The organism is Embleya sp. NPDC005575 (assembly GCF_040605455.1).
Lineage (GTDB): Bacteria > Actinomycetota > Actinomycetes > Streptomycetales > Streptomycetaceae > Embleya.
Window position 1 is genome coordinate 1 of record NZ_JBEXCV010000078.1, and the last position, 26,096, is coordinate 26,096.

Below are 26,096 nucleotides of genomic sequence, written 5' to 3' on the forward strand. Positions count from 1 at the left end.
GACGCCACCGGCGAGCTGGCGCTGCGCGCGGCCGGTCGACTGCGGGCGGCGGGGGTGCCCACGCGGGTGCTGCCGGCCCTGCGACATATCCGGCGTGTGCGGGATCAATCCGGTCTTTCCGCGCATGAACGGAGGATGAACGTCCGTCGGTCAATGATCGTTTCGGACAGGTTGGCGCCCTTGTTTACGGGCATTAGTGTGGTGATCGTCGTCGATGATGTTTGCACCACCGGCGTAACTCTCGCGGAGGCGACCCGTGCGGTCCGAGCCGTGGGAGGGCGAGTCGAGGCGGCGGCCGTAGTGGCCGCGACCGCCCGGCGGCGCGGGATGGAGCAGGGCCATCGGCGGCTTGGTCGGCCGGATGGGTGCCCACCCCTCCGGCATGGCGCAATGGATGGAGTTCTGCGTGGACATTGTCGTCAAGGGCCGCAAGACCGAGGTACCCGAGCGTTTTCGCAGGCACTGTGTCGAGAAGCTGGAGAAGATCCGCAAGCTCGACGACAAGGTGATCAGCGTTGACGTGGAGGTCTCCAAGGAGCGGAACCCGCGGCTGGCGGAGCGTTCGGACCGGGTGGAGATCACGTTGAACACGCGTGGTCCCGTCATCCGGGGCGAAGCCGCCGCGTCCGACCCATACGCCGCACTCGACATGGCGTGCGCGAGACTCGAAGCGCAGTTGCGCAAGGCCGCCGACCGGCGGCGCGTGCACCATGGTCACCGCTCCCCCGTATCGGTGGGCGCGGCCACTGCGGAGATCAATCACGCCGATCGGCTCAATGGGGCCGTGGTGGCGTCCGCGGAAGACATCGAGGCTGTGAAGAACGGCGAATTGAGGCCCCAGCCGCACATGGCGGGCCCGATCGAGGTAGACGGCGAAGGCCCCCTCGTGGTTCGCGAGAAGGTACACGCCGGGCGCCCGATGGCGCTCGACCAGGCGCTGTACGAGATGGAGTTGGTAGGCCACGACTTCTATCTGTTCATCGATTCGAGCACCAAGTGGCCGAGCGTGGTGTACCGCCGGCACGGCTACGACTACGGTGTGATCCACCTCAAGCCCGAGGACCGCGAGGACGGCGGACCGCAATAGCAGCGGTCGGGCCGTCCCACCGCGCCCTCAGGCGGTCTTCCGACGCCGAAACCCTTCGGGGTTTCGGCGTCGGTTGCGTGCTCGACCCTGGCGTTCCCTGGCGAAAGTTCCGCTTCGCAAGTACGTTCCGCACATAACACCCATCAGGGCCTGGCGTCGGGGCGATCACGTGGGATCATGTCCTGGACACGGATCGTGCCGACCCAGGGGGGAAACACGGTGGGTGAACAATCTGTTCCGACCCGCGTGGACCACGGCTCAGCGGGCGAACCGATTCGCGTGCTGGTGGTCGACGACCACGATCTGTTTCGCCGGGGTCTGGACATCGTGCTCGCGCCCGAACCGGACATCACGGTGGTGGGCGAGGCGGGGGACGGCGCCGAGGCGCTGGAAGCCGCTCAGGATCTATTGCCCGACATCATCCTGATGGACGTCCGGATGCCCAGACGCGGCGGCATCGAGGCGTGCACGGCGATCAAGGAAGTCGCGCCCAGCACGCAGATCATCATGCTGACGATGAGTGAGGAAGAGGCCGACCTCTACGACGCGATCAAGGCCGGCGCGACCGGCTACCTGCTGAAGGAGATCTCGCACGGCGAGGTGGCCTCGGCGATTCGCGCGGTGGCCGACGGGCAGTCGCAGATCAGCCCGTCGATGGCGGTCAAGCTGCTGACCGAGTTCAAGTCGATGAGCCGGCGCGACGACGAACGCCGTCTGGTGCCGGCACCGCGGCTGACCGATCGCGAGATCGAGGTACTGCGCCTGGTGGCCACCGGACGTAACAATCGTGACATCGCCAAGCAGTTGTTCATCAGCGAGAACACGGTCAAGAACCACGTGCGCAACATCCTGGAGAAGCTCCAACTGCACTCGCGCATGGAGGCCGTGGTCTACGCGATGCGGGAGAAGATCCTGGAGATCGGCGACTGACCCGGTGGACGCCGGACGGGCGACGATGTGCCCGGCCGGCGCCCGCGCGGGCCGGCGGTCAGCTCGCGAGCAGGGCGCACAGCGGTTCGCGGGTGCGCTGGTGGTCGATCTGCTCGATCCGTACGTCCTCGCAGCCCACCCAGCGTGCGGCCTCGCGCAGCGCCTGGGCCGCCGCCGCCAGCGTGCGCTCGGCGACCCTGGCGCCGGCCTCGAAGGACAACCGTCGGGCCACCAGCGTGCGTCCCTCGCGCGCCGGGTCCACCCGGCCGACCAGCCGCCCGCCCGCGAGCAGCGGCATCACGAAGTAGCCGTGTACCCGCTTGGCGGCCGGCACGTACGCCTCCAGGCGATGCTCGAAGCCGCCGAACACCCGGGCGGTGCGCGGTCGGTCCCACACCAGCGCGTCGAACGGGGACAGCAGCGTGGCGCGGTGGCGACCGCGCGGGGGAGCGGCCAACGCGTCGGGGTCGGCCCAGGTGCCCTCGCGCGCGGCCCGCTCGCCCCAGCCCGCGACGGTGACCGGGACCAGGCCGCTGTCCGGCAGCGCGGCGTCGACCTGGGCCCGGGTCAGCCGGTACTGGTCCATCAGGTCGGCCCGGGTGGCCACGCCCAGTTGGCGGCCGGCCAGGGCGACCAGGCGGCGCACGCACTCGGCGTCGTCGGGCTCCTCGGCGAGCAGGGCCGGCGGGATCACCCGTTCCGGCAGGTCGTACACCCGCTTCCAGCTCTCGCGGCGCACGCAGACCACGTCACCGAAGGCGAGCGCGCGCTCGGCTGCGATCTTGGTCTCGCTCCAGTCCCACCACTCGCCCTTGTTCTTGGCCCCGCCCAGGCCGGTGGCGGTCAGCGGACCCTCCGCGCGCAGCCGCTCCAGGATGTTCCGGTAGGCGTCCTCGGTCACCTGGTGACCCCACAGGTGACCGCGCCCGCGGTAGTGCCTACGGCGGAAGGCGAAGTCCGGCCAGGTGGACATCGGCAGCACACAGGCCGCGTGCGACCAGTACTCGAACGCGGTCTCGCCGCTCCAGTAGGCGGCCTCCACGGCCGGTCGGCCGACCGGGCCCAGGCGGGCGTACGGCACCAGTTCGTGCGAGCGGGCCAGGGTCGAGATGGTGTCGAGCTGGACCGCGCCGAGCGAGTGCAGCACGCCGAGGACGCCCGCGCGGCGGTCGGGGACGCCCAGCAGGCCCTGAGCGGCCAGCACGATCCGGCGGGCCTCGTCGGCGGTCAGCTCGGTGCTCGGCGCGATGGTCGGCGAAGTGGTCATGGCCGCCACTTTAGAACGTGTGTTCGCATCAGGTGTCCGTGGCGAGCCGGGCATGCAGATGTACGTCGGTGAAAGGCTCTGCGGCGCCGATGACGCAGTCCCGGAGTACTCCTTCGAGTGCATATCCGGCCGCGTTCGCGACCGCGCACGAGGCGGCGTTGCCCACCGCGTGCCGCAGTTCCACCCGATGCAGGTCCAGTGCGCCGAACGCCCACCGGCTCACCGCGCCCACCCCGTGCCGGGCCACGCCGCGGCCGCGCGCGCTCTTCAGCGTCCAGTAGCCGATCTCGCCCGTGCGCCATTGCGGGACGATGTTCTTGAGCGCCACATGGCCGTGGACCTCGCCCGTCACCGCGTCCATCACCGCGAAGGAGGCGCTCTCCCCGCTCGCCCACCGCTCCCCGCGGGCGGCCAGCCACGCGTGCGGATCACCGTCCGTCGGCAGCGCCATCCAGCGAGTGATCCCGGGATCGGCGAGCGCTTCGCCGACCACCTCGACGTCGTGTTCGTTCCAGGGCCGGAGCTGAAAGCGCCCCGCCGCGATCTCCACAGGTTCCATGCCGGTTACTGTGCCGGCCCGCGAGGCTCGATCCCGGCTTGCCTCCTCGCATACGATGGCCGTATCGGCGGGACGGGCCCCGCCGTGCCGTCACGTCCGAAAGGCGGGCGGGCGCCGTCGGGCAAGGAGCTCATCCAGCGTGTCTATCTTCGACAAGGTCCTGCGCGCCGGCGAGGGCAAAATCCTGCGCAAGCTCAACCGCATCGCAGATCAGATCGAGTCGATCGAAGATGACTTCAAGGACCTCTCCGATGCCGAGCTTCGGGCGCTGACGGACGAGTACAAGCAGCGCTACGTCGACGGGGAGACCCTCGACGACCTGCTTCCGGAAGCCTTCGCCACGGTTCGTGAGGCCGCGCGCCGCACCCTGGGCCAGCGGCACTACAAGGTGCAGCTGATGGGTGGCGCCGCACTGCACCTGGGCAACATCGCCGAGATGCGCACCGGCGAGGGCAAGACCCTCGTCTCCACGCTGCCCGCCTACCTGAACGCGATCGCCGGCGAAGGCGTGCACGTGGTCACGGTCAACGACTACCTCGCCGAGCGCGACTCGGAGTGGATGGGACGCGTCCACCGCTTCCTGGGTCTGACCGTCGGCTGCATCCTGGCGAACATGCCGCCGCACGAGCGCCGCAAGGCGTACGGGTACGACATCACGTACGGCACCAACAACGAGTTCGGCTTCGACTACCTGCGCGACAACATGGCGTGGTCCTCGGACGAGCTGGTGCAGCGCGGCCACTTCTTCGCCGTGGTCGACGAGGTCGACTCGATCCTGGTCGACGAGGCCCGCACGCCGCTGATCATCTCCGGCCCGGCCGACCAGGCCACGAAGTGGTACGCCGACTTCGCCAAGATGGTCAAGCGACTCAAGCGCGGCGAGGCCGCCAACCCGCTCAAGGGCATCGAGGAGACCGGCGACTACGACGTCGACGAGAAGAAGCGCACCGTCGCGATCCACGAATCCGGCGTCGGCCGGGTCGAGGACTACCTCGGCATCGACAACCTCTACGAGGCGGTCAACACCCCGCTGGTCGGCTACCTGAACAACGCCATCAAGGCGAAGGAGCTGTACAAGCGGGACAAGGAGTACGTGGTCGTGGACGGCGAGGTGCTCATCGTCGACGAGCACACCGGCCGCATCCTCGCCGGTCGCCGCTACAACGAGGGCATGCACCAGGCGATCGAGGCCAAGGAGGGGGTGGACATCAAGGACGAGAACCAGACCCTGGCCACCGTCACCCTCCAGAACTTCTTCCGCCTGTACAAGAAGCTCGGCGGCATGACCGGTACGGCGATGACCGAGGCCGCCGAGTTCCACCAGATCTACAAGCTCGGCGTGGTGCCCATCCCCACCCACCGCTCGGTGCAGCGCGTGGACCAGTCCGACCTCGTGTACAAGACCGAGGAGGCCAAGTTCAACGCGGTCGTCGACGACATCACGCAAAAGCACGAGAAGGGCCAGCCGGTCCTGGTGGGCACCACGAGCGTGGAGAAGTCCGAGTACCTCTCCGCCCAGCTGCGCAAGCGCGGCGTGCCGCACGAGGTGCTCAACGCCAAGCACCACGAGCGCGAGGCGCAGATCGTCGCGCAGGCAGGCCGCAAGGGCGCGGTCACGGTGGCCACCAACATGGCCGGCCGAGGCACCGACATCATGCTCGGCGGCAACCCGGATCACCTCGCCGCGGCCGAGCTCGCCCAGCGCGGGCTCACCCCGACCGAGACGCCGGAGGAGTACGAGGTCGCCTGGCCGGACGCGCTGGAGAAGGCCAAGAAGGCGGTCAAGGCCGAGCACGAGGAGGTCTCCGACCTCGGCGGCCTGTACGTGCTCGGCACCGAGCGGCACGAGTCCCGCCGGATCGACAACCAGCTGCGCGGTCGTTCCGGCCGCCAGGGCGACCCGGGCGAGTCGCGCTTCTACCTCTCGCTCGGCGACGACCTGATGCGCCTGTTCAAGGCCAACATCGTCGAGCGCGTGCTGACCCTGGCCAACGTGCCCGAGGACCAGCCGATCGAGTCGAAGATGGTCTCCAACGCGATCAAGTCCGCGCAGACCCAGGTCGAGCAGCAGAACTTCGAGATCCGCAAGAACGTGCTCAAGTACGACGAGGTGCTGAACCGCCAGCGCGAGGTGATCTACGGCGAGCGCCGCCGCGTGCTCGCGGGCGAGAACCTGCAGGAGCAGATCGGCCACTTCATCGACGACACCGTCGAGGCGTACGTGCACGGCGCGACCGAGGGTTTCGCCGAGGAGTGGGACCTGGAGAAGCTGTGGGCCAACCTCAAGCGCCTCTACCCGGTCAGCGTCACGATCGAGGAGGCCGAGGAGGAGTTCGGCGACCGCTCCGAGCTGGACACCGAGCAGCTCGTCGAACTGCTGCGGGCGGACGCCCAGGCCGCCTACGCGCTGCGTGAGGAGAAGCTCGGCGAGGAGGTCATGCGCGAGCTGGAGCGCCGGGTCATCCTGTCGGTGCTCGACCGTCGCTGGCGTGAGCACCTCTACGAGATGGACTACCTCCAGGAGGGCATCGGCCTGCGGGCGATGGCGCAGCGCGACCCGCTGGTGGAGTACCAGCGCGAGGGCTTCGACATGTTCAACGCCATGATGGAGGGCATCAAGGAGGAGTCGGTCGGCTACCTCTTCAACGTCGAGGTCGAGATCGAGCAGGTGCCCGAGGCGCCGAGCATCTCGATCGACAAGGCCGCGCCGCTGCCGGAGATCCACGCGAAGGGCCTGGACGCGCCCCAGCGGCCGGCGCACCTGCAGTACAGCGCGCCGACGATCGACGGCGAGGGCGGCGTGATCACCTCCGAGGAGAACTTCGACGAGGACGACGTCGACGTCGACGAGGGTGCGACCCGCGCGGAGCGGCGGCGGGCCCAGCGCGCGAAGCGCAAGAAGAAGTAAGGGCCCGAGGCGGGGCGGGCGGCCTGCGGCCGGCTTGTCCTCGAACGCCGGACGGGCCGGATCGGCTTGCTCGATGTGATGGACCGACCCGAGGGGCCCGGACCGCGATTGCGGTTCGGGCCCTCGGGCGTTTCGGGTCACGTCAGGTTGTCGTGTTCCAGGGCCGTGCACAGCCACGTGTCGGTGGGGTGGCGGGTGGGGGCGTCGCGTTCGAGGCGGAAGGCCACGGTGAGGACCCAGGAGGCGGCGCGCAGGCGGGCGTAGCCCTCGGCGACGCCGTCGGCGGGGGTGCGGCCGCCGCACGATTCCACGCTCAGTCGGCCGACCCGGCGAGCGGCGAGTCGGCGGACCAGGTGGTGCGTGGTGGTGTAGACGGCGGCGGAGGCATAGGGGCGCAGTTGGGTGACCGCCCGCAGGCCGGAGCCGATCTCGGCCAGCGCGTGGGCCAGCCGCCGGGCGCGCAGGCGGGCCTCGGTCGGGTCCGGCTCGGCCGGCGCGTGGATCAGCCGCAGCGCGGGGCGCGACACCGGCCGGGGGACGGGGACGAAGTCGGGGGCGAGCGCGAGTGCGCCCTGTACCCGCGCGGATCGGTGCGCGGGCGCACCCGGCGGGAGGATCTCGCGCCGGGGCCGGCCCGCCGGGGCCGGATCGAAGGGGCTTTCGCTGGCGGGGGCGCGCACCACGTACAGGTGCGGTGGCGAAGTGGTGCGGGCGGTGTTCGTGTGGACCATGGGTCCTCCCCGAGAAGTGCCGAACATTGACGGACCCGGCGCCGACGTGCCGGGCATGGGTGTGCCGCACACGTCCCGCTCGTTCCCCCGACCGGGACGTGTGCAGGCACTTCCTAGCCGGCTCGCGACGCATGGTCAACCATTCGTCTGGCCGACCCGGGGATTACGCTGACGCGTCGACTCACGCAATGTGGCGGTAGGTCCACCGTCGCCCCGGCTCCCGCCGCACTCGAAGGGATGTCGGGATTTCACTCGATTGGAGTCGCCCGATGCGGGTGTTCATCCCCACCACCCCCGCAGGTCTGGCCTCGGTGCACGCCGACGGCGCAATCGTGTCGGCGCCGTTGGCCGCGTACGCGGTCACCGATGCCTTTCGCGCCTGGTACGACAGTCAGGACGAGGAGGAGCTGGAGTACGGCGCGCTGACCCGGGCCGCCGAGGATTCGTTGCGGCTGCTCGCGGCCGAGCCGGGTGCGCCGCGTCGGGTCGTGCTGGCGGCGGATGTTCCGGACGCGCTGGTGAGCGAGCGGGCGTCGGACGGGCCGGGCGCGGTCCTGGTGGACGCGACGGTGCCGCGCAAGCGGATCGCGGCGGTGCACATGGACACCGCCGAGGCCGAGGGCGCGATCGCCGCGGCGCTGGCCGGCGGGCTCACCGACGAGCTGATCGAGGCGACCGAGGAGCACGAGTTGTTGTGGTTCGCGACACAGGAGCTGGCCGATCTGCTGTGAGCGCGGCCACGGCACAATGAAGGTCCATGAAGAATCGACCTCCGCACCTCGTCTGGGACTGGAACAGCACGCTGTTCCACGACATGGACGCGATCATCGCGGCCACGAACGCCTCGTTCGCGCTGCTCGGGCTGCCGCCGATGACGCTGGAGCGGTATCGCGAGCTCTATTGCGTGCCCGTGCCGAAGTTCTACGAGAAGGTCACCGGCCGGGTCCCCGACCCGGCCGAGTGGGTCCTGCTCGACGAGGCCTTCCAGCGGGCCTACACCGCGCACAGCGCGCTGTGCGAGCTGGCCCGAGGTGCGGACGAGCTGCTGCACGGCTGGCAGCGCGAGGGCGGTACCCAGTCGCTGCTGTCGTTGACCGCGCATGAGGCGCTGATGCCGTTCGTGCGCCGGTTCGGGATCGAGGAGCGGTTCGTCCGGGTCGACGGGCGGGTGGGTCCGCCCGGTGGCGGCAAGGCCGAGCACCTGGTGCGGCACCTGGACGCACTGCGCCGGGACCCGGCCGAGGTGGTGCTCATCGGCGACGCCGCGGACGATGCGGCGGCCGCGTTGCAGGTGGGCGCGCGGGCGGTGCTGTACTCGGGCGGTTCGCATGCGCGGGCCAGTCTGGAGCAGGTCGGCGTGCCGGTGGTGGACTCGCTCGCGGACGCGGTGGCGCTGGCGCGCACGTACCCCGGCTGAGCCGCGCGCCGAGGGGCGACGCATCGATTGTCCGGTTCGTGGGCACTGCGCATCCATGGATGCTGTGACCCGGGTGCCCCGGCCGAGCAACGAACCCGTCCACGGCTACGCGCCGGGCTCTCCCGAGCGGGATCGCCTGACGGCCCGGCTGGCCGAGATGTCCGCCGAGCCGGTGGACCTGCCGCACACGATCGGCGGCGAGCGCCGGATGGGCGCGGGCAAGCGAGTGCAGATCGTGCAGCCGCATCGGCGCGCGGGCGAACTCGGCACGCTGGCCAACGCGACCCACGAGGACGCGCGGGCGGCGCTGACCGCGGCGCGGGAGGCCGCGCCCGGCTGGCGTGCGCTGGACTTCGACGACCGCGCGGCGATCCTGCTCAAGGCGGCCGACCTGCTCGCCGGGCCGTGGCGCGAGACGATCGCCGCCGCGACCATGCTGGGTCAGGGCAAGACGGTGCAGCAGGCGGAGATCGACGTGCCGTGCGAACTGGTCGACTTCTGGCGGTTCAACGTGCACTTCGCCCGGCGGATCACGGCCGAGCAGCCGATCAACTCGCCGGGAGTGTGGAACCGGCTGGATCACCGGCCGTTGGAAGGCTTCGTGTACGCGGTCACGCCGTTCAACTTCAGCGCCATCGCGGGCAACCTGCCCACGGCGCCCGCGCTGATGGGCAACGTGGTGGTGTGGAAGCCCTCGCCCACCCAGGCACTGGCCGCGCATCACCTGATGCGGCTCCTGGAGGCGGCCGGTCTGCCGCCGGGAGTGATCAACCTGCTGCACGGCGACGGCATCGCGGTCTCCGACGTCGCGCTGGCCGACCCGGACTTCGCGGGCCTGCACTTCACCGGGTCGGCCGCGACGTTCAAGCACCTGTGGCGCGGCATCGGCGCGAACCTGGACGTCTACCGCGGCTATCCGCGGATCGTCGGCGAGACCGGCGGCAAGAACTTCGTGGTCGCTCATCCCAGCGCCGACCACGATGTGCTGCGGACCGCGCTGGTGCGCGGCGCGTTCGAGTACCAGGGCCAAAAGTGCTCGGCCGCCTCGCGCGCCTACATCCCGCGCTCGATCTGGGAGAGCGAGTTCCGGGACGCGTTCCTGGCCGAGGTGGACGGCCTGTCCATGGGCGACGTGACCGATCTGCGGCACTTCATGGGCGCGGTGATCGACGAGCGCGCGTTCGCCAGGCTCAAGGCGGCGATCGACCGGGCACACGCCGACGACGGCCTGCTGGTGCTGGCGGGCGGGACGTACGACGACTCGGTCGGCTGGTTCGTGCGACCCACCGTGGTGCTCGCCGAGGACCCGTGGGACGAGGTGTTCACCACCGAGTACTTCGGGCCGTTGCTGGGCGTGCACGTGTACGAGGACGGCGACTGGGACGCGATGTTGCGGCAGATGGAGTCGGCGGCGCCGTACGCGCTCACCGGTTCGGTGATCGCCCGCGATCGGCGCGCGTTGGCCGAGACCTCGGGCTTCTTGCGGTTCGCGGCCGGCAACTTCTACCTCAACGACAAGCCCACCGGCGCGGTGGTGGGCCAACAGCCGTTCGGCGGCGCGCGGGCGTCCGGGACCAACGACAAGGCCGGCGCGATGCAGAACCTGATGCGCTGGACCGGCACCCGCACGATCAAGGAGACGTTCGACCCGCCGATCGACTACCGCTATCCGCACATGGACTGATCGCCTCGCTCGGGCCGGCACCTCGCCCCGCAGGACCTCGACGGTCGTCGATCGCCTCGCCGGCCGCCCGGGTGCCGCCCGCCGCTCCGACGTCCGGTGCCGGCGCCCGGCCGCCGTACCCGCGGCGGTGGCGATCAGCGGGCCGTGCTTCGACGAAGTCGTGCACGACGAAGGTGAGCTTCCTGCGCGACCGCCTTGCGTCGCGTCCTGCCGCGCCCGTTCACGGCGCCTCGGGACGCCGCCTTCGGGGCAATGGGTACGAAGTGTCCGGAGCGACCCGGAAATTGCTTACAGGGTGATCCGAGATCCCCTCTCGGCGGCCGGGAGGCACGCGAGTAGCCTGACGATGCGGCGACGCCGCGCGGTCGCGGGCCGGGACGACGGAGTCCCGGAACCACCCTCGGCCGGACGACGTCGCCTGAAACAGGTACTCGCGACAAAGCGGGTACCGGCAGTACACAGCCGGGCACGCCCGGGGACGGCAATGGTCACGCAACGGCGCGCGACAGGAGCGGCAGCATCATGCAGAGCAAGCTGGACGAGGCGAAGGCGGAGCTTCTCGCCCGAGCGGCGGAAGCGGCACGAGCGGCATCGTCACAGCACGGAGGCGGCGGGCCCGAGGGCCCGAACCGGGTGGACCTCGACGTCCTCCTGTCCCGCTATTACCGGCACACCGCACCCGACGACCTGATCGATCGCGATCCGGTCGACGTGTACGGTGCGGCGATCTCGCACTGTCGACTCGCGGCGGATCGCCCCCAGGGCACCGCGCGGGTCCGGGCGTACACGCCCACGGTGGAGGAGAACGGTTGGGCCTCGGGGCACACCGTGGTCGAGGTGGTCACCGACGACATGCCCTTCCTGGTGGACTCGGTCACCAACGAGCTCTCCCGCCAGGAACGCAGCATCCATGTGGTGATCCACCCCCAGCTCATCGTGCGGCGCACCATCGCCGGCGAGCTGCTGGAGATCGTGGACACCACGGACGCACACGGTGTGCCCGAGGACGCGGTCATCGAGTCCTGGATGCACATCGAGATCGACCGGGAGAGCGACCGCGAGGACCTGCGCTCGGTCGAGGCGGGGCTGCAGCGCATCATCAGCGATGTGCGCGAGGTGGTCGAGGACTGGGCCAAGATGCGCGACACCTCGCTGCGGCTGGCCGACGAACTCGCCAACGACCCTCCGGCGGCACTGCCGGAGGAGGAGATCGGCGAGGCGTGGGAGCTGCTGCGCTGGCTCTCCGAGGACCACTTCACCTTCCTCGGGTACCGCGAGTACGACCTGGTGTGCGAGAACGACGAGGACGTGCTGCGCGCGGTGCCCGGTACCGGTCTCGGTATCCTGCGCGCCGACCAGGACCTGTCCGCGTCCTTCAGCCGGCTCTCCACCCAGGCGCGTGCGAAGGCCCGGGAGAAACAGCTGCTGATCCTGACCAAGGCCAACTCGCGGGCGACCGTGCACCGCTCGGCCTACCTCGACTACATCGGCGTGAAGAAGTTCGACGCGGCCGGCAACGTGATCGGCGAGCGTCGTTTCCTGGGGTTGTTCAGCTCCGCCGCGTACACCGACAGCGTCCAGCGCATCCCGGTGGTGCGCCGCAAGGTGCACGCCGTGCTGGACAAGGCCGGCTTCCCGCCGGTCAGCCACGACGGCCGGGACCTGCTGCAGATCCTGGAGACCTACCCGCGCGACGACCTGTTCCAGATCGCCGTGGACGAGCTGCACGACATCGTCATCAACGTGCTCTACCTCCAGGAACGCCGCCGGTTGCGGCTGTTCCTGCGCAAGGACGAATACGGCCGGTTCTACTCGGCCCTGGTCTACCTGCCGCGCGACCGGTACACCACCGAGGTCCGGCTCAAGATGCAGGACATCCTGCTCGCCGAGCTGGCCGGTTCGGTGGTCGACTACACCGCGCGCAACACCGAGTCCGTGCTCGCGCGCCTGCACTTCACCGTGCGCGTGCCCACCGGCGCCGAACTCGGCGACCCGGACGTGGACTACATCGAACGACTGCTGTCCGACGCCACCCGCTCGTGGATCGACGACTTCGGCGAGGCCCTCGTCGCCGAATGCGGCGAGGAGAGCGCGGCCGAACTGTCCCGCCGCTACGCGCACGCGTTCAGCGAGGGCTACAAGTCCGACTTCCCGCCCCGGACCGCGGTGGCCGACCTCAAGCGGATCGAGGAGCTGACCCCCGAGGCCGACTTCAAGCTGCACCTGTACGAGCCGATAGGAGCACTGCCGGGCGAGCGGCGGTTCAAGATCTACCGCTCCGGTGGGCACGTGTCGCTCTCCGAGGTGCTGCCGATCCTGCAGCGCATGGGTCTGGAGGTCGTCGACGAGCGACCCTACGAGCTGCGCCGCGCCGACGGGACCGTGGCGTGGGTGTACGACTTCGGCCTGCGCTACGACGCGTCGGCGATGTACGGGCAGCCCGAGGACGTCAAGGAGCTGTTCCAGGACGCGTTCTCGGCGACCTGGACCGGGCGCGCGGAGAACGACGGGTTCAACGCACTGGTCTTCCGGGCCGGGCTGACCTGGCGCCAGGCGATGGTGCTGCGCGCGTACGCCAAGTACCAGCGGCAGGCCGGGACCACCTTCGGGCAGGAGTACATCGAGGGCGTCCTGGTCTCCAACCCGCACACCACACGGCTGTTGGTGAACCTGTTCGAGGCCCGCTTCTCGCCGGGTCACCAGCAGGCCGGCACCGAGCTGGTGGACGGCATCGTCGAGGCCATCGAGGGTGCGCTGGACCAGGTGGCCAGCCTGGACGAGGACCGCATCCTGCGCTCGTTCCTGGCGATGGTCAAGGCGACCCTGCGGACCAACTTCTTCCAGCACCGCGAGGACGGCGAGGCGCACGACTACCTCTCGCTCAAGTTCGACCCCCAGGAGATCCCGGACCTGCCCGCGCCGCGGCCCAAGTTCGAGATCTTCGTCTACTCGCCCCGGGTCGAGGGTGTGCACCTGCGCTTCGGCGCGGTCGCGCGCGGCGGGCTGCGCTGGTCGGATCGACGCGAGGACTTCCGCACCGAGATCCTGGGCCTGGTCAAGGCGCAGATGGTGAAGAACACCGTAATCGTGCCGGTCGGCGCGAAGGGCGGCTTCTTCTGCAAGCAATTGCCCGATCCCGCGGACCGCGAGGCGTGGCTGGCCGAGGGCATCGCCTGCTACCGCACCTTCATCGGCGCGCTGCTCGACATCACCGACAACCTCGTCGACGGCGCGGTCGTGCCGCCGGCGGACGTGGTGCGCCACGACGCGGACGACACCTACCTGGTGGTGGCCGCGGACAAGGGCACCGCGACGTTCTCCGACATCGCCAACGAGGTGGCCCAGTCGTACGGCTTCTGGCTGGGCGACGCGTTCGCCTCCGGCGGCTCGGCGGGCTACGACCACAAGGGCATGGGCATCACCGCGCGCGGTGCGTGGGAGTCGGTCGAGCGGCACTTCCGCGAACTGGGTCACGACACCCGGACCGAGGACTTCACCGTGGTCGGCATCGGCGACATGTCCGGTGACGTGTTCGGCAACGGCATGCTGCTGTCCGAGCACATCCGGCTGCTCGCCGCCTTCGACCACCGGCACATCTTCCTGGACCCGAACCCGGACGCGGCGGTCTCCTTCGCCGAGCGGCGCCGGCTGTTCGACCTGCCGCGCAGCTCGTGGGCGGATTACGACAAGGAGCTGATCTCGGCCGGCGGCGGGGTGTACCCGCGCACCGCCAAGTCGGTACCGATCAACGCCCAGGTGCGCCAGGCGCTGGGACTGCCGGACGGGCTGATCCGGCTCACCCCGGCCGATCTGATGAGGGCGATCCTGCAGGCCCCAGCGGACCTGTTCTGGAACGGCGGAATCGGCACCTACATCAAGTCGAGCGGCGAATCGCACGCCGATGTCGGCGACAAGGCCAACGACGCGATCCGGGTCAACGGCGCCGACCTGCGGGTCAAGGTCGTCGGCGAGGGCGGCAACCTGGGTTGCACCCAGCTGGGTCGGGTCGAGTTCGCGCTCGCGGGCGGGCGGATCAACACCGACGCGATCGACAACTCGGCGGGCGTGGACACCTCGGACCACGAGGTGAACATCAAGATCCTGCTCAACCAGGTCACCGCCGCCGGCGACATGACCCTCAAGCAGCGCAACGAGCTGCTCGCGGCCATGACGGACGAGGTCGGGCACCTGGTGCTGGCCGCCAACTACGGCCAGAACTGCGCGCTGACCAACGCGGTCTCCCAGGCCGGCAGCCTGCTGCACGTGCACATGCGGTACATGCGCCGGCTGGTACGCGACGGACACCTCAACCGGGAGATCGAGTTCCTGCCGACCGACCGGCAGTTGCGGGAGCGGCAGCAGAACGGGCAGGCGATGACCCAGCCCGAGCTGGCCGTGCTGCTCGCGTACACCAAGATCGTGATGGCCCAGGACCTGATCGCCTCGGACCTGCCGGACGACCCGTTCCTGGCCCGGGAGTTGCACCGCTACTTTCCCAGCGCGCTGCGGGCCAGGTTCGTCGAACAGATGGACCGGCACCCGCTGCGCCGGGACATCATCACCACCGTCGTGGTCAACGACGTGGTCAACCTGGCCGGCCTCTCGTTCATGTTCCGCATGCGCGAGGAGACCGGCGCGTCGGCGGAGGAGGTCGCGCGGGCGCACATCACCGCGCGGGAGATCTTCGGCATCGACCGGATCATGGGCGCGATCGCGGCGCTGGACAACAAGGTTCCGGCAGAGATGCAGACCACGCTGCGGCTGCACAGTCGGCGGCTGATCGAGCGGGCAAGCCGCTGGTTCCTGGGCAGCCGACGCGAGATCGACATCGCCGCGCAGGTGGAGTTCTTCCGGGACGGTGTGGCCGAGGTGATCGCACACCTGCCCAAGGTGCTGCGTGGCTCGGACCTGGCCTGGATGGACGGGCTGTACGAGGAGTTCACCGAGGCCGGCGTGCCGACCGAACTGGCCACCGCGGTGGCCGGGATGTCCTCGGCGTACGCGGCGCTGGACATCGTCGAGGTGGCGCGCGAGTCCGAGCGCGCGGTGCTCGACGTCGCGCAGGTGTACTTCGACATCGCCGACCGGCTGCCGATCGCGCACCTGCTCGACCGGATCATCGAACTGCCGCGCAGTGACCGGTGGAAGTCGATGGCCCGTGCCTCGCTGCGCGAGGATCTGTACGCGGCGCAGGCCGGGCTCACCGCGGAGGTGCTCGGCTCCGGCGAGCCGGCGGACACCGCGGAGCTGCGGTTCAAGGCGTGGGAGCACAAGAACGCGCCGGTGCTCACCCGGGCGCGGTCCACGCTGGACGAGTTGCAGGAGGCGGAGAACTACGACCTCGCGACGCTCTCGGTCGCGATGCGGACGATCCGTACGCTGCTGCGGACCGGCAGCAAGAGCTGATCGGTGCCGGAATGCCGCCGGCCCGGAACCCGCTGGGGTTCCGGGCCGGCGGCCTGTTCGGGCACGACTACGGTTCGAGCATCAGCAACTCGTGGTGGCTGCGCTCGCGCACCGCCCACCAGCACGGCAGGTAGATCACCGCGGGCAGACCGGCCACCAGGATCGACCAGGTCGGGCAGTTCATCAGCGCCGCCATCAGCGCGACGAACACGTGGATCAGGCCCACCGCGGCCGCCCGCGCCAACGCCCCGGTGCCGCGCCGCATCGCGTCGCGCACGCCGGCGACGCCCATGCCGCAGACCACCGCGACGCCCGCGCACAACACCGACGCGATCAGCAACAGGTCGCCGAGCCCTTCCAGGCTCTTGCGGTCGTCGCGCACCGCGAACGACATGATCGCCAACGTGACGGCGGTCGCGCTCATCAGCACCGTTTCGATGGCCAGTGCGATCAGCAGGGTCCGCAGAAAACCGATGCGACTATTTCCCCTCATTATTCCCCCGAAATGACGTTTGCCCCCCGTTCGGTACACCCCCGAACCGGTTCCGAAGTGGCGGGGAGCACCCTACGCCTTCGGACGATGCCACACGGAATCCCGTTCCCGAAGTCGGATCCGTAACGATGGCGGCACGAAACGCGGTACGAAACACAAAGGCCGCGGGGTGGTCGCCCGGCCGTTGCCGGACGGCCCCGCGGCCGTTGCCCACGACGCTCTTCGACGTCGATCGAGTGCTCGACTACTTGACGGCGCCCGCCATCACGCCTTGGACGAAGTAGCGCTGGAAGCTGAAGAAGACGATCACCGGGACGATCAGCGACAGGAAGGCACCAGGCGCCAACACGTCGATATTGGCGCCGAACGCCCGTGATTGGGACTGCAACGCGACGGTCAGCGGCGCCGATTCGGTGTCCGCGTAGATCAACGCGATCAGCATGTCGTTCCACACCCACAGGAACTGGAAGATGCCCAGCGACGCGATCGCCGGCAGGCCCAGCGGCAGGATGACCCGGAAGAAGATGGTCAGGTCGGTGCCGCCGTCCATTCGGGCGGCTTCGAGCAGATCGCGGGGGATGCCCGCGAAGTAGTTGCGCAGCAGGAACACCGCGAACGGTAGGCCGAAGGCGACATGGAACAACACCACGCCCAGGATGGTGCCGAACAGGCCGGTGTTGCCGTACAGCTTGGAGATCGGGATCAGCGCCACCTGTACCGGCACCACCAGCAGACCGACCACGACCAGGAACAGCCAGTCCCGACCGGGGAATTCCAGCCACGCGAAGGCGTAGGCCGCGAGCGAGCCGATCAGGATCACCAACAGCGTGCTCGGCACGGTGATCCAGATCGTGTTGAAGAACGCCCGGGTCATGTCCTTGTTGTCGAGCAGTTTGTCGTAGTTCGAGAAGGTCAGGTCGCTCGGCTTGCCCAGTACCTTCCACCAGCCGGACTTGCTCATCTCCTGCGGGTCGCGCAGCGAGGAGACCAGGAGGCCGAACGTGGGCATCAGCCAGAACAGCGCGATCAGCACGAGTGCGATCGCCGCCAGGCCGCCGCCGGTACGGCCCACGATCCGGGAGGCGAGGCCGCGCTTGATGCCGCCCTCACGGCCCGCCGGCGGTTGTCGAGGCTTCGTCAGGTCGGGGGCTGCGGACGCGCTCACCGGTTCTCCCTTCGGAAGCGACGGATGTTGAACAACATCGCCGGCAGCACCAGCAGGAAGAGCAGGATGCCGATGGCACTGCCCAGCCCCTGGTTGTTGCCGCCGCCGAAGGAGGCGATGTACATCTGTAGGGCCAGGACGTTGGCCTCCTTCTGCGACGAGCCCAGCGAGATGATGAACACCAGGTCGAAGATCTTGAGCACGTTGATCACCAGGGTGACCATCACCACCACCAGCACCGGGGCCAGCAGCGGGATGGTGACCCGGCGGAAGACCTGCCACTCGGTCGCGCCGTCCACCCGCGCGGCCTCCAGCGCGTCCCGGGGGATCGCGGCCAGGCCCGCCGCGATCAGCACCATCGCGAAGCCCGCCCACATCCAGATGTAGGCGCCGATGATCGCGGCGGTGATCAGGTTCGGCCCGAGCCAGTCGTAGCCGCCGAAGGACTTGGCGAAGTTGGCCTCGGTCAGCCGCAGTTGCACCGGGCCGCCGCGGGCGGCGGAGGCGGGCATCGTGAACGAGCCGTCCTTGCCGGTGGTCGCCCTCGCGACGGTCTTCCCGCCGCGAACCGCCTCGACCTTGACCCCGGGCAGGCCCTTCTCGCCGGGATCGACCGCGCCGGGCTTGCCCGCGTTGCCCTTGGTGAAGTCGACCCACACCACGCCGCCGAGTCCGCCCGCGGGCGGCACACCGGGCTTGGCGTCCCGCGCGTCACCGGGAATCTTCTCCGCGGGCAGCGAGACCAGCGGCAGCAACGCCGTGCCGCCCGGCTCGGTGCCGGCTCTGGTGACGAAGCCGCCGGCCTGCGGCGTGAGCACGGTGTCGTTGCGCGGGCGGGCACCCGGATACGGCGCGCCCTCGCTGAACATGTCGTGCACGCTGGTGACCACCGCGTTGGCCACGCCCTGGTCGGGCTCGCGATCGTAGACGAGCCGGAAGGTGATGCCCGCGGCCAACATGGACACGGCCATCGGCATGAAGACGATCAGCTTGAACGCCGTGGCGAACCTGACCCGTTCGGTCAGCACGGCGAAGATCAGACCGAGCGAGGTGACCGCGGCCGGCACCACCAGGACCCAGATCAGGTTGTTCTTGAGCGCGGTGAAGGTGTCGTCGTCGGTGAACAGTTCCTTGTAGTTGTCGATCCCCACGAAATCCGACCAGCCGTCCGCGCCGAACAGGCTGCGCAGCAGCGACCACACGATCGGATAGGCGACCAGGACGGCGAGCATGACGATGGCCGGCAGCAGGAACAGCCAGCCCAACAGGGCGCCCGAACCGAGCCCGCGCGACTCGCGCGCGGGCGTCGGCTTCGTCTTCTCGGGCACCGCGACCGGTACGGGTGCCTTGTCATTCATGGCAGCGGATCACCCGCCCGCGTATGCCTTGGCGGCGTCCGCCTCGAGTTTGCTCTGCGCCCCGGCCACGTCCGAGGGGTTGCGTAGGAAGTCCTGGAGATCGCGCCACTCGCCCTCACCCTTGGTGCCGCCGAACGCGGCGGGTGCCTGGTCGGAGAGGTCGAAGCGGAAGTCGTCGCCCGCCGTGATCAGGTTCTCGGCGATCTTGCGCGTGACGTTGTCTCGGTAGGACGCCATGCCCAGGTTCTTGTTCGGCGAGAGGTAACCGCCCTGCTCGGCCCACACCTTGGCGGCCTCCGGCGAGGCCAGGTACTTCAGCAGCGCCTGCGCGCCGGGGGAGTCCTTCATCGCCACGGCCACATCGCCACCGGTGACCACCGGTGCCTTTCCGGTGCCGACCGCGGGGAACCCGAAGAACTTCGCGTCGGTGCCGATCTTGGCCTTGGTGTCCTTGATGATGTTGGTGCCGATGAAGTCGCCGCCCGAGATCATCCCGGCCTTCGGCGGGTCGCCGAACACCTGCGGCACGGACGCGGGGAACTCGGTCTGGAGCACGCCGCCGCTGCCGCCGGGGAACCAGTCGCCCTTGCCGAAGACCTGGGCCAGCGTCTCCAGCGCGGTCTTGACCGAGGCGTCGGTCCACGGGATCTGGTGCTTGGCCAACCGGTCGTACTTCTCCGGGCCGGCCTGGCTCAAATAGATGTTCTCGAACCAGTCGGTGAGCACCCATCCGTCGGCGCCGCCGATGGCGAACGGAGGGGTGCCGGAGTCGGAGATCAGGCCCGCGTTCTTGAGCAGGTCCTCCCAGGTCTTGGCCTCATTCGCGCCCGCGTTCTCGTAGACCTTGGCGTTGTACCAGATCAGCGACTTGTTGGCGCCCTTGTAGTAGACGCCGTAGAGCTTGTCCTGGTATGAGCCGAGCTTTTGCCACTGGGACGAGAAGTTGGCCTGCACGGCCTGCTGCACGTCGGGCGCGAGTGGCTTGATCCAGCCCTTCTGAGCGAACTGCTGTAGTACGCCCGGCTGGGCCAGGAACGCGACGTCCGGCGGTGCGTTGCCCTCGACCCGCTGGCCCAGGAAGGTGGAGGCGCTGTCGCCGGTGGGTATGAACTCGGTCTTGGCCCCGGTGCGCTTCTCGAAGTCGGCGAGCACCTTCTTGAACGCCGCCTGCTCGTCGCCGGTCCACACCGCGGCCACACTCACCGTGGTGCCGTCGAGCCGGGGTACGGCCGGCGCGCCGCTCCCGCTGGGCGTCGAGTTGCTCTTGTTGTCCTTGTCGTCACCGTCGTCGCTACAGGCCGCGAGACCCATGGCGAGCATCGAGGCGACCGCCAAGGCGCCCACGAACCGCTTCACGCATCCTCCGTTATGGACAGACCCGTCTCCGGGTCGAAGAAGTGCAGCCGATCGGTTGCCACCCGCATCACCACGTCGGCGCCCTCGCGGGCCCGGGTACGCGGCCCGAAACGAGCCACGAGCTCGGAATGCGCCGCGCCGGCGTCCGGCACCGTGTCCTCGGCGCCGACATCGCGCGCCAGTTCCTGGACGTCCTCGGTGACCGCCGGAGGTGCGTCCACGCGCACGTGTACGAGCACCTCCGAGCCCATCGCCTCGACCAGGTCGGCCTCGGCGCGCAGGACCGTGCCCTCGACGGCCTCGGCGCCCTCCAGGGCGGTGTCGTACAGGTCTTCGGGACGGATGCCGACGATCAGCGGGCGAGCGTGGTAACCGGCCAATGCCGGGCGCGCGGCGAGCACGTCGGGGTGCACGGTCAGCCGTTGGCTGCCGATGTCCACCGTGGTGCCGGCCGCGTCGTCGTGGTTCAAGGTGCCGGTCATCAGGTTCATCGCGGGTGAGCCGATGAAGCCGGCCACGAAAAGGTTGACCGGGTGGTCGTACAGCTCCTGTGGCGGGGCGACCTGCTGCAGGACCCCCTTCTTCATCACCGCGACTCGATCGCCGAGGGTCATCGCCTCGGTCTGATCATGCGTCACATACAGCGTGGTGACCCCGAGTTCGCGGGTCAGCCGAGCAATCTGAGCGCGCATCTGCACGCGTAGCTTCGCGTCGAGATTGGACAGCGGTTCGTCCATCAGGAACGCCTGCGGCTCGCGCACGATCGCCCGGCCCATCGCCACCCGTTGGCGCTGGCCGCCGGAGAGTTGCCGCGGTTTGCGGCCGAGGTGCTCCTCCAGGCCCAGGGTCCGGGCCGCTCTGTCGACCCGTTCGCGAATCTCGTTCTTGGGCAGCTTCCGCAATCGAAGCCCGAATCCGATGTTGTCCCGCACATTCAAATGCGGATACAGGGCGTAGCTCTGGAACACCATCGCCACGTCCCGGTCACGCGAGGGAATGCGATTGACGACCCGGTCGCCGATGCTGATGGTCCCCTCGCTGATCTCCTCCAAGCCGGCGACCATCCGCAACGCGGTGGTCTTCCCGCATCCCGATGGGCCTACCAGAACCAGGAATTCCCCGTCTGCGACGGCGAGATCGAGCGAGGTGACCGCTCGAGTGCCGTCCGTATACAGCTTTCCGACTCCATCCAGAACCACTTCCGCCACGAAAATCCCCCGAGGGTGGACAGATGCCGCCTTCTGATGTCCTGTGGTACGCCTGGTGTGGCGTCGACCACAACCCCTGCCCGGTGCAACGAGCCTTATTCGTAACTTTCGATCATCGCTGCGTAATGACCGGACGCAGGCCGGTCGCGCTCCGTATGCTGAGCGGGCCGCGACTGGCGTAGGCGTGGGATCGACCACGAGGAAGCGGCGGTTCCACCGACGAGGTGTCGTCCGCCTGGGCACCCGGATCACATTTCCCTGTGAACCGAGCCGGAGAACTCATGGACATGCACGGGCACATGACTGATCGCCACCACGAACTGGGCCGAACCGACCCGGAGATCGCCGCGCTGGTGCGCGCCGAGGAACTGCTCCAACAGGACACGCTGCGGCTGATCCCGAGTGAGAACTACGTCTCCGCCGCGGTCTTGGCGGCGACCGGTACGGTGCTCACCAACAAGTACTCGGAGGGCTACCCGGGCCGTCGGTACTACGAGGGCCAGCAGAACATCGACCCGATCGAGATCATCGCCCGCGAACGGGCGCAGGCGCTGTTCGGCGTGGATCACGCCAACGTGCAGCCGTATTCGGGCTCGCCGGCCAATCTCGCGGTCTACCTCGCCTTCGCCCGGCCCGGCGACACGGTGCTGGGCATGGCGCTGCCGATGGGTGGGCACCTCACCCACGGGTGGGGCGTGTCCGCGACCGGGACCTGGTTCCGCGGGGTTCGCTACGGCGTGCGGGCCGACACCGGGCGGACCGATCTGGACGAGGTGCGCGATCTCGCGCTGCGCGAGCGGCCCCGGATCATCTTCTGCGGCGGTACGGCGGTGCCGCACACGGTGGACTTCGCCGGGTTCGCGGCGATCGCTCGCGAGGTGGACGCGATCCTGGTCGCTGATGTGTCGCATATCGCCGGGCTGATCGCGGGTGGGGTGCATCCGTCGCCGGTCGAACATGTGGATGTGGTCTCCACGACCACGCACAAGACGCTGCGGGGGCCGCGCGGGGCGATGCTGATGTGCCGCGCCGAACATGCCAAGGCGATCGACAAGGCGGTCTTCCCGGGCCTGCAGGGTGGGCCGCACAACAACACCACGGCCGCCATCGCGGTGGCGCTGCGCGAGGCCGGTACGGACGATTTCCGGGCCTATGCGCGGCAGGTGGTCGCGAACGCGAAGCGGCTCGGTCAAGAACTCGCGGGACGCGGCTTCGAGTTGGTGTCGGGCGGGACGGACAACCACCTGCTGCTGGTGGACCTGACCCGGCGGGGGGTGGCCGGGAAGGTCGCGGCGAAGGCGCTGGATCGCGCGGGAATCGTGGTGAATTACAACACGGTGCCGTTCGATACCCGGTCGCCGTTCGATCCCTCCGGGATTCGGATCGGGACGCCCGCGCTCACGTCGCGCGGGCTGGACGAGTCGCACATGCCGCTGATCGCGCGCTGGATGGATCGCATCGTGACGAGGGCGGCGGTCGGGGCGGAGGACGAGATCGAGGTGGTGCGGGGCGAGGTTCGGGAGTTTCTGGGTCGTTTTCCGGCGCCCGGGTTGCCTGTGTAGTCCGTGGGGTCGGGAGGGTTCGCCCGCCCGCTCCATGTGTTGCCTCCGGTTCGGAGGCCGCGGGTCTTACGGCGGCGGGGATGCCCTGTTCGGGCCCGTGGCCTGGGGGCGGGTGGGCGGGCTACCGGGCCTTGCGGGCCAGGTGTTCCAGGGGGGCCGCGGGCCACAGCGGGGCCTGGAGTGGGGTGCCGAGTTGTTCGGCCGCTCGGCGGACCGCGCCGGTGAGCAGGGCCAGGTCGGTGGGGCCCTTGCCGCCGCCCGCGGGCGTGGGGCGGCGAGCCAGGCGGTTGCCCATTTCCTGCCACTCCTGGCGCACCACGGTGGGACGCAGGGTGGCCGTGCGCGGCATCCGGCCGGTCACCCGGCCGCCCTGGAACGGGACGACGGCGCCGTCCCGACCGCGCACGAAGCCGCGGCCGGGATAGTCCTCGTCCACGCCCGCCGCGTCCTCGACGTCGATCAGCACCCGTGAGGCCTGCGGGTCGTCCACCCGCAGGGCGATCCGCAGTTCGGCGCAGGCGGCTGCCTCGATCTCCGGCGTGCGGGCGGGTTGGCCGGTGGTCACCAGCAGGTGCACGCCGTGCGCGCCGCCGCGATGGGCCACGTCGGCGAGGCTCTTGACGAAGCCGGGGTACGCCTCGGCCAGCAGGTCTATGTCGTCCACCGCGACCACCAGCCGGGGCAGCGGCCGGTCCGGGCCCGGTCGGTACGCCTCGAACGAGGTGCCCCGCAGCAGCCCCTCGCGGCGATCCAACTCGTCCCGCACGGCCGAGATCGCATCGCCGGTGGCCGGGATCTCCACGTCGGCGAGATAGCCCACCACATGCGGCAGTTCGGAGAGCCCATGGGGGCCGCGAACCAGTGCGATGGCGAGCTCGTCCGGTCGGTTGGCCACCGCGAGCGAGCACAGCACGGACGCCAACAACTCGGACCGGCCCGAGCCGGCGGCCCCGCCGATCACCACGTGCGGCCCCTCCGTGGACAGGTCCACGGTGACCGCGCCGCGTGCGTCCGAGCCGAGCACCGCGCGCGGCGAGCGGCCCGCCTCGCGCCAGCCGGCGAGCAGCTTGGCGGGGGTGAGCAGGTCCAGGTTGAGCAGGTCGAGCAGCCGGACCGATTCCGGCAGCGGCGAGGTGACCCGGCGGGTGGCCTCGCGCAACGGTGCCAGGGCGCGGGCGAAGCGGTCCGCCCACGCGGACGACACCGCGTCCGCGACCACGTCCTCCACCCGCCGGGTGCCCGGCCCGATCAGGTCGATCCGGGTGCCGACCTCGCCGGTGACGTGCGCGACCGCCGAGCACTGCGGCGGCAACTCCTCGGCCCGCTCGTCCAGGCACAGCGCGTGTACGCCCGCCGCCGGACCCTCGACCAGGAGCCGGACGATCTCCGGACGGGCGGCCAGCCGGCCCGCGCCGTCCAGGACCACCACCGTGCGCCGGACCGGGACCCGATCGGCGGTGTCGATGCGATCGAGCAACTCGCCCGCGCGCGCCCGTACCTGATCCGGTCCCAGGCCGACCAGGAGCCGGCAGTCCTGGCCCTCGCCCGGCCGCAGGTGCGGCAGCCAGCGGGCCCAGGACCAGTCGGTGGCGGTGCCGGGATCCGCACACAGCACGACCAGCTCCACGTCCTGCGGTCCGTGCAGTCCGGCGAGTTGGGCCACCACCGAGCGGGCCAGGCCCAGCAGCCGGGGCCGGTGTCCGGTCAGGCCGAGCACGGTGTCCTTGAGCGAGACGGTGACCGGGACCGAGAACGCGGTCAGCCTGCGCTCCTCGCCACCGGTGCCCGCGACGGGCGAGGGCTCCACCAGGGTCACCCGCGAGGGCAGGTCGCCGACCCCCAGACGCACGCCGAGCGCCTCCGGATGGCCGGCCGCACGTTCCCACAGCCGGCCCGCCGGACCCGGCTCGCCGGTGGCCAGCGCGTCCAGCAACAGCGTCGCCGGGTCGGGCGACTGGTCGCGGCGCCAGCGGACCTCCTCGAGCAGCGCCGAGCGCGCGGCCGCCTCGATCGTCTCGCGCTCGGTCCCGGCGGCCTTGCGGCGCAGCGCGAACGGGCGGCGCCGGCCGGCGCTGTCCTCGGGCAGCTCGAAGCGGGCCCGGGCGGGCACCGGCAACTGGGCGCGGGCGGTGCGGCGCACCTCGATGTGTCCGGTGCCGTCGGCCCGCGCGCAGGCGCCCGAGGCGTCCTCGGGGGAGCCGTAGGGCAGGGGCAGGAAGGTCTGCAGGGTGGATTCGCCGACCCGCAGCAGCGAGCCCGGCGGAAGGTCGACCGGTTCGCGGCCGATCGGCATCCCGTCCACAGTGGTGCCGTTGGTCGAGCCGAGGTCGGCGATCCGGATCCGACCGGGCTCTATCCACAATTCGGCGTGCAGCCGGGACAGGTCGGGGTCGCCGAGTCGCACCTCGGCCTCGGGTGCGCGGCCGATCCGTACCCCGCCCTGGTGCAGCAGGTGCACGCCGCCCGCATCCGGGCCGCCGACCACGCGCAACTGTGGGGAGCCGGCCGAGGGCGAGGGCGAGCCGAGCGCGTCGACGGTGACCAGCGCGCCGTCCACCAGCGGCGGCCGGCCCACGGGGGTGTCGTCGCGCAGCCGGACGTCGCCCACCCAAAAGCGCTGACCGTCGGTCCCGGAGGCGGTCCGTAGCGCGCCCGCGATCCCCGCGAAGGTCGTCCCGGACGGCGCGGTGACGAGCACGTCGGCGCCCGGTCCGGTCCGCTGCGGTCCGTGCACGGTGAGCCGGATCTGCATGCGCGCCTCCCTCCTCCGAGCAGAAAACAAGAGGCATCCTCGCACCCGCGACCGTCATGTCGCCTACAGCCGAACAGACGACGAATCTTGTCCGCATTTCGACCGTAAAGGACCAGGTCGCCGGCGAATCGCCCGAACGCGGTGCCGGCACCGAGCCGCCCGCATCGCCGAGTATCGGTCGGACAACGTCGGAGCGCAGGAACCGAACCGTAC

At 70.0% G+C, this 26,096-nt stretch carries 18 protein-coding genes and 1 riboswitch; of the genes, 9 read left to right on the top strand and 9 right to left on the bottom strand.

Going from position 1 to position 26,096, the window contains the following annotated elements; translation table 11 throughout:
* Nucleotides 1–153 precede the first annotated feature (153 nt).
* From ABZS54_RS24460 to ABZS54_RS24470, 3 genes are all read left to right on the top strand, one after another.
* Nucleotides 154–519 carry a phosphoribosyltransferase family protein gene (locus tag ABZS54_RS24460; RefSeq protein ID WP_355539948.1) on the top strand — a complete coding sequence of 122 codons (366 nt, stop codon included), beginning with the start codon at nucleotides 154–156 and terminating at the stop codon, nucleotides 517–519.
* Nucleotides 407–1,087 carry a ribosome-associated translation inhibitor RaiA gene (gene raiA, locus ABZS54_RS24465; protein ID WP_355539874.1) on the top strand — a complete coding sequence of 227 codons (681 nt, stop codon included), beginning with the start codon at nucleotides 407–409 and terminating at the stop codon, nucleotides 1,085–1,087. The genes ABZS54_RS24460 and raiA overlap by 113 nt, the downstream gene beginning before the upstream one ends.
* A gap of 219 nt (nucleotides 1,088–1,306) precedes the next feature.
* A complete protein-coding gene (locus ABZS54_RS24470) occupies nucleotides 1,307–2,017 on the top strand; it encodes a response regulator transcription factor (protein ID WP_052174179.1) in 711 nt (236 codons plus the stop codon).
* A gap of 58 nt (nucleotides 2,018–2,075) precedes the next feature.
* Here ABZS54_RS24470 and ABZS54_RS24475 read toward each other — a convergent pair whose 3' ends face one another.
* Together ABZS54_RS24475 and ABZS54_RS24480 are read right to left on the bottom strand one after the other, a co-directional pair.
* A complete protein-coding gene (locus ABZS54_RS24475; RefSeq protein ID WP_355539878.1) occupies nucleotides 2,076–3,284 on the bottom strand; it encodes a crosslink repair DNA glycosylase YcaQ family protein in 1,209 nt (402 codons plus the stop codon).
* A 28-nt stretch (nucleotides 3,285–3,312) separates the two neighbouring features.
* Nucleotides 3,313–3,843 carry a GNAT family N-acetyltransferase gene (locus ABZS54_RS24480; RefSeq protein WP_355539881.1) on the bottom strand — a complete coding sequence of 177 codons (531 nt, stop codon included), beginning with the start codon at nucleotides 3,841–3,843 and terminating at the stop codon, nucleotides 3,313–3,315.
* A gap of 139 nt (nucleotides 3,844–3,982) precedes the next feature.
* On the opposite strand from ABZS54_RS24480, the gene secA reads away from it, so the two are divergent.
* Nucleotides 3,983–6,751 (top strand): preprotein translocase subunit SecA, encoded by a 2,769-nt coding sequence (gene secA / locus ABZS54_RS24485; RefSeq protein ID WP_355539884.1) that lies wholly within the window; start codon nucleotides 3,983–3,985, stop codon nucleotides 6,749–6,751.
* 137 nt (nucleotides 6,752–6,888) lie between these two features.
* Here the strand turns inward: secA and ABZS54_RS24490 are convergent, their stop codons facing one another.
* Complete coding sequence (locus tag ABZS54_RS24490) at nucleotides 6,889–7,482, bottom strand: Rv3235 family protein (RefSeq protein ID WP_355539887.1); 594 nt, start codon at nucleotides 7,480–7,482, stop codon at nucleotides 6,889–6,891.
* Nucleotides 7,483–7,751: 269 nt separating this feature from the next.
* On the opposite strand from ABZS54_RS24490, the gene ABZS54_RS24495 reads away from it, so the two are divergent.
* The 4 genes from ABZS54_RS24495 (at nucleotide 7,752) to ABZS54_RS24510 (ending at nucleotide 15,989) form a co-directional block, all read left to right on the top strand.
* Nucleotides 7,752–8,213 (top strand): hypothetical protein, encoded by a 462-nt coding sequence (locus tag ABZS54_RS24495; protein ID WP_355539890.1) that lies wholly within the window; start codon nucleotides 7,752–7,754, stop codon nucleotides 8,211–8,213.
* Between the two features lie 26 nt (nucleotides 8,214–8,239).
* Nucleotides 8,240–8,899 carry an HAD hydrolase-like protein gene (locus ABZS54_RS24500; RefSeq protein ID WP_355539893.1) on the top strand — a complete coding sequence of 220 codons (660 nt, stop codon included), beginning with the start codon at nucleotides 8,240–8,242 and terminating at the stop codon, nucleotides 8,897–8,899.
* Between the two features lie 55 nt (nucleotides 8,900–8,954).
* Nucleotides 8,955–10,583 (top strand): L-glutamate gamma-semialdehyde dehydrogenase, encoded by a 1,629-nt coding sequence (gene pruA / locus ABZS54_RS24505; RefSeq protein ID WP_355539896.1) that lies wholly within the window; start codon nucleotides 8,955–8,957, stop codon nucleotides 10,581–10,583.
* Between the two features lie 522 nt (nucleotides 10,584–11,105).
* Entirely contained in the window at nucleotides 11,106–15,989 is a 4,884-nt protein-coding gene (locus ABZS54_RS24510; RefSeq protein WP_355539899.1) for an NAD-glutamate dehydrogenase, read from the top strand.
* A 67-nt stretch (nucleotides 15,990–16,056) separates the two neighbouring features.
* On the opposite strand, the gene ABZS54_RS24515 is transcribed toward ABZS54_RS24510, so the two are convergent.
* The 5 genes from ABZS54_RS24515 to ugpC all read right to left on the bottom strand — a co-directional run bounded on the left by ABZS54_RS24515 (nucleotide 16,057) and on the right by ugpC (nucleotide 21,569).
* Nucleotides 16,057–16,482 carry a hypothetical protein gene (locus ABZS54_RS24515; protein ID WP_355539902.1) on the bottom strand — a complete coding sequence of 142 codons (426 nt, stop codon included), beginning with the start codon at nucleotides 16,480–16,482 and terminating at the stop codon, nucleotides 16,057–16,059.
* A 244-nt stretch (nucleotides 16,483–16,726) separates the two neighbouring features.
* On the bottom strand, nucleotides 16,727–17,623 hold the full coding sequence (locus tag ABZS54_RS24520; protein ID WP_355539951.1) for a carbohydrate ABC transporter permease: 897 nt from the start codon (nucleotides 17,621–17,623) through the stop codon (nucleotides 16,727–16,729).
* 20 nt (nucleotides 17,624–17,643) lie between these two features.
* Entirely contained in the window at nucleotides 17,644–19,005 is a 1,362-nt protein-coding gene (locus ABZS54_RS24525; RefSeq protein WP_355539905.1) for an ABC transporter permease subunit, read from the bottom strand.
* A gap of 9 nt (nucleotides 19,006–19,014) precedes the next feature.
* On the bottom strand, nucleotides 19,015–20,361 hold the full coding sequence (locus ABZS54_RS24530) for an ABC transporter substrate-binding protein (protein WP_355539908.1): 1,347 nt from the start codon (nucleotides 20,359–20,361) through the stop codon (nucleotides 19,015–19,017).
* The gene (ugpC, locus tag ABZS54_RS24535; RefSeq protein WP_355539911.1) at nucleotides 20,358–21,569 is read right to left on the bottom strand and encodes a sn-glycerol-3-phosphate ABC transporter ATP-binding protein UgpC; all 1,212 of its coding nucleotides are present in this window, start codon (nucleotides 21,567–21,569) and stop codon (nucleotides 20,358–20,360) included. Before ugpC ends, ABZS54_RS24530 begins: the two co-directional genes overlap by 4 nt.
* Before the next feature lie 159 nt (nucleotides 21,570–21,728).
* Nucleotides 21,729–21,817, top strand: a riboswitch (ZMP/ZTP riboswitch).
* A gap of 51 nt (nucleotides 21,818–21,868) precedes the next feature.
* Here ugpC and glyA point away from each other — a divergent pair.
* On the top strand, nucleotides 21,869–23,131 hold the full coding sequence (glyA, locus tag ABZS54_RS24540) for a serine hydroxymethyltransferase (protein WP_355539914.1): 1,263 nt from the start codon (nucleotides 21,869–21,871) through the stop codon (nucleotides 23,129–23,131).
* Nucleotides 23,132–23,252: 121 nt separating this feature from the next.
* Here glyA and ABZS54_RS24545 read toward each other — a convergent pair whose 3' ends face one another.
* Nucleotides 23,253–25,883, bottom strand: coding sequence for an FHA domain-containing protein (locus ABZS54_RS24545; RefSeq protein ID WP_355539917.1), 2,631 nt, complete (start codon nucleotides 25,881–25,883; stop codon nucleotides 23,253–23,255).
* Between the last annotated feature and the right edge of the window lie 213 nt (nucleotides 25,884–26,096).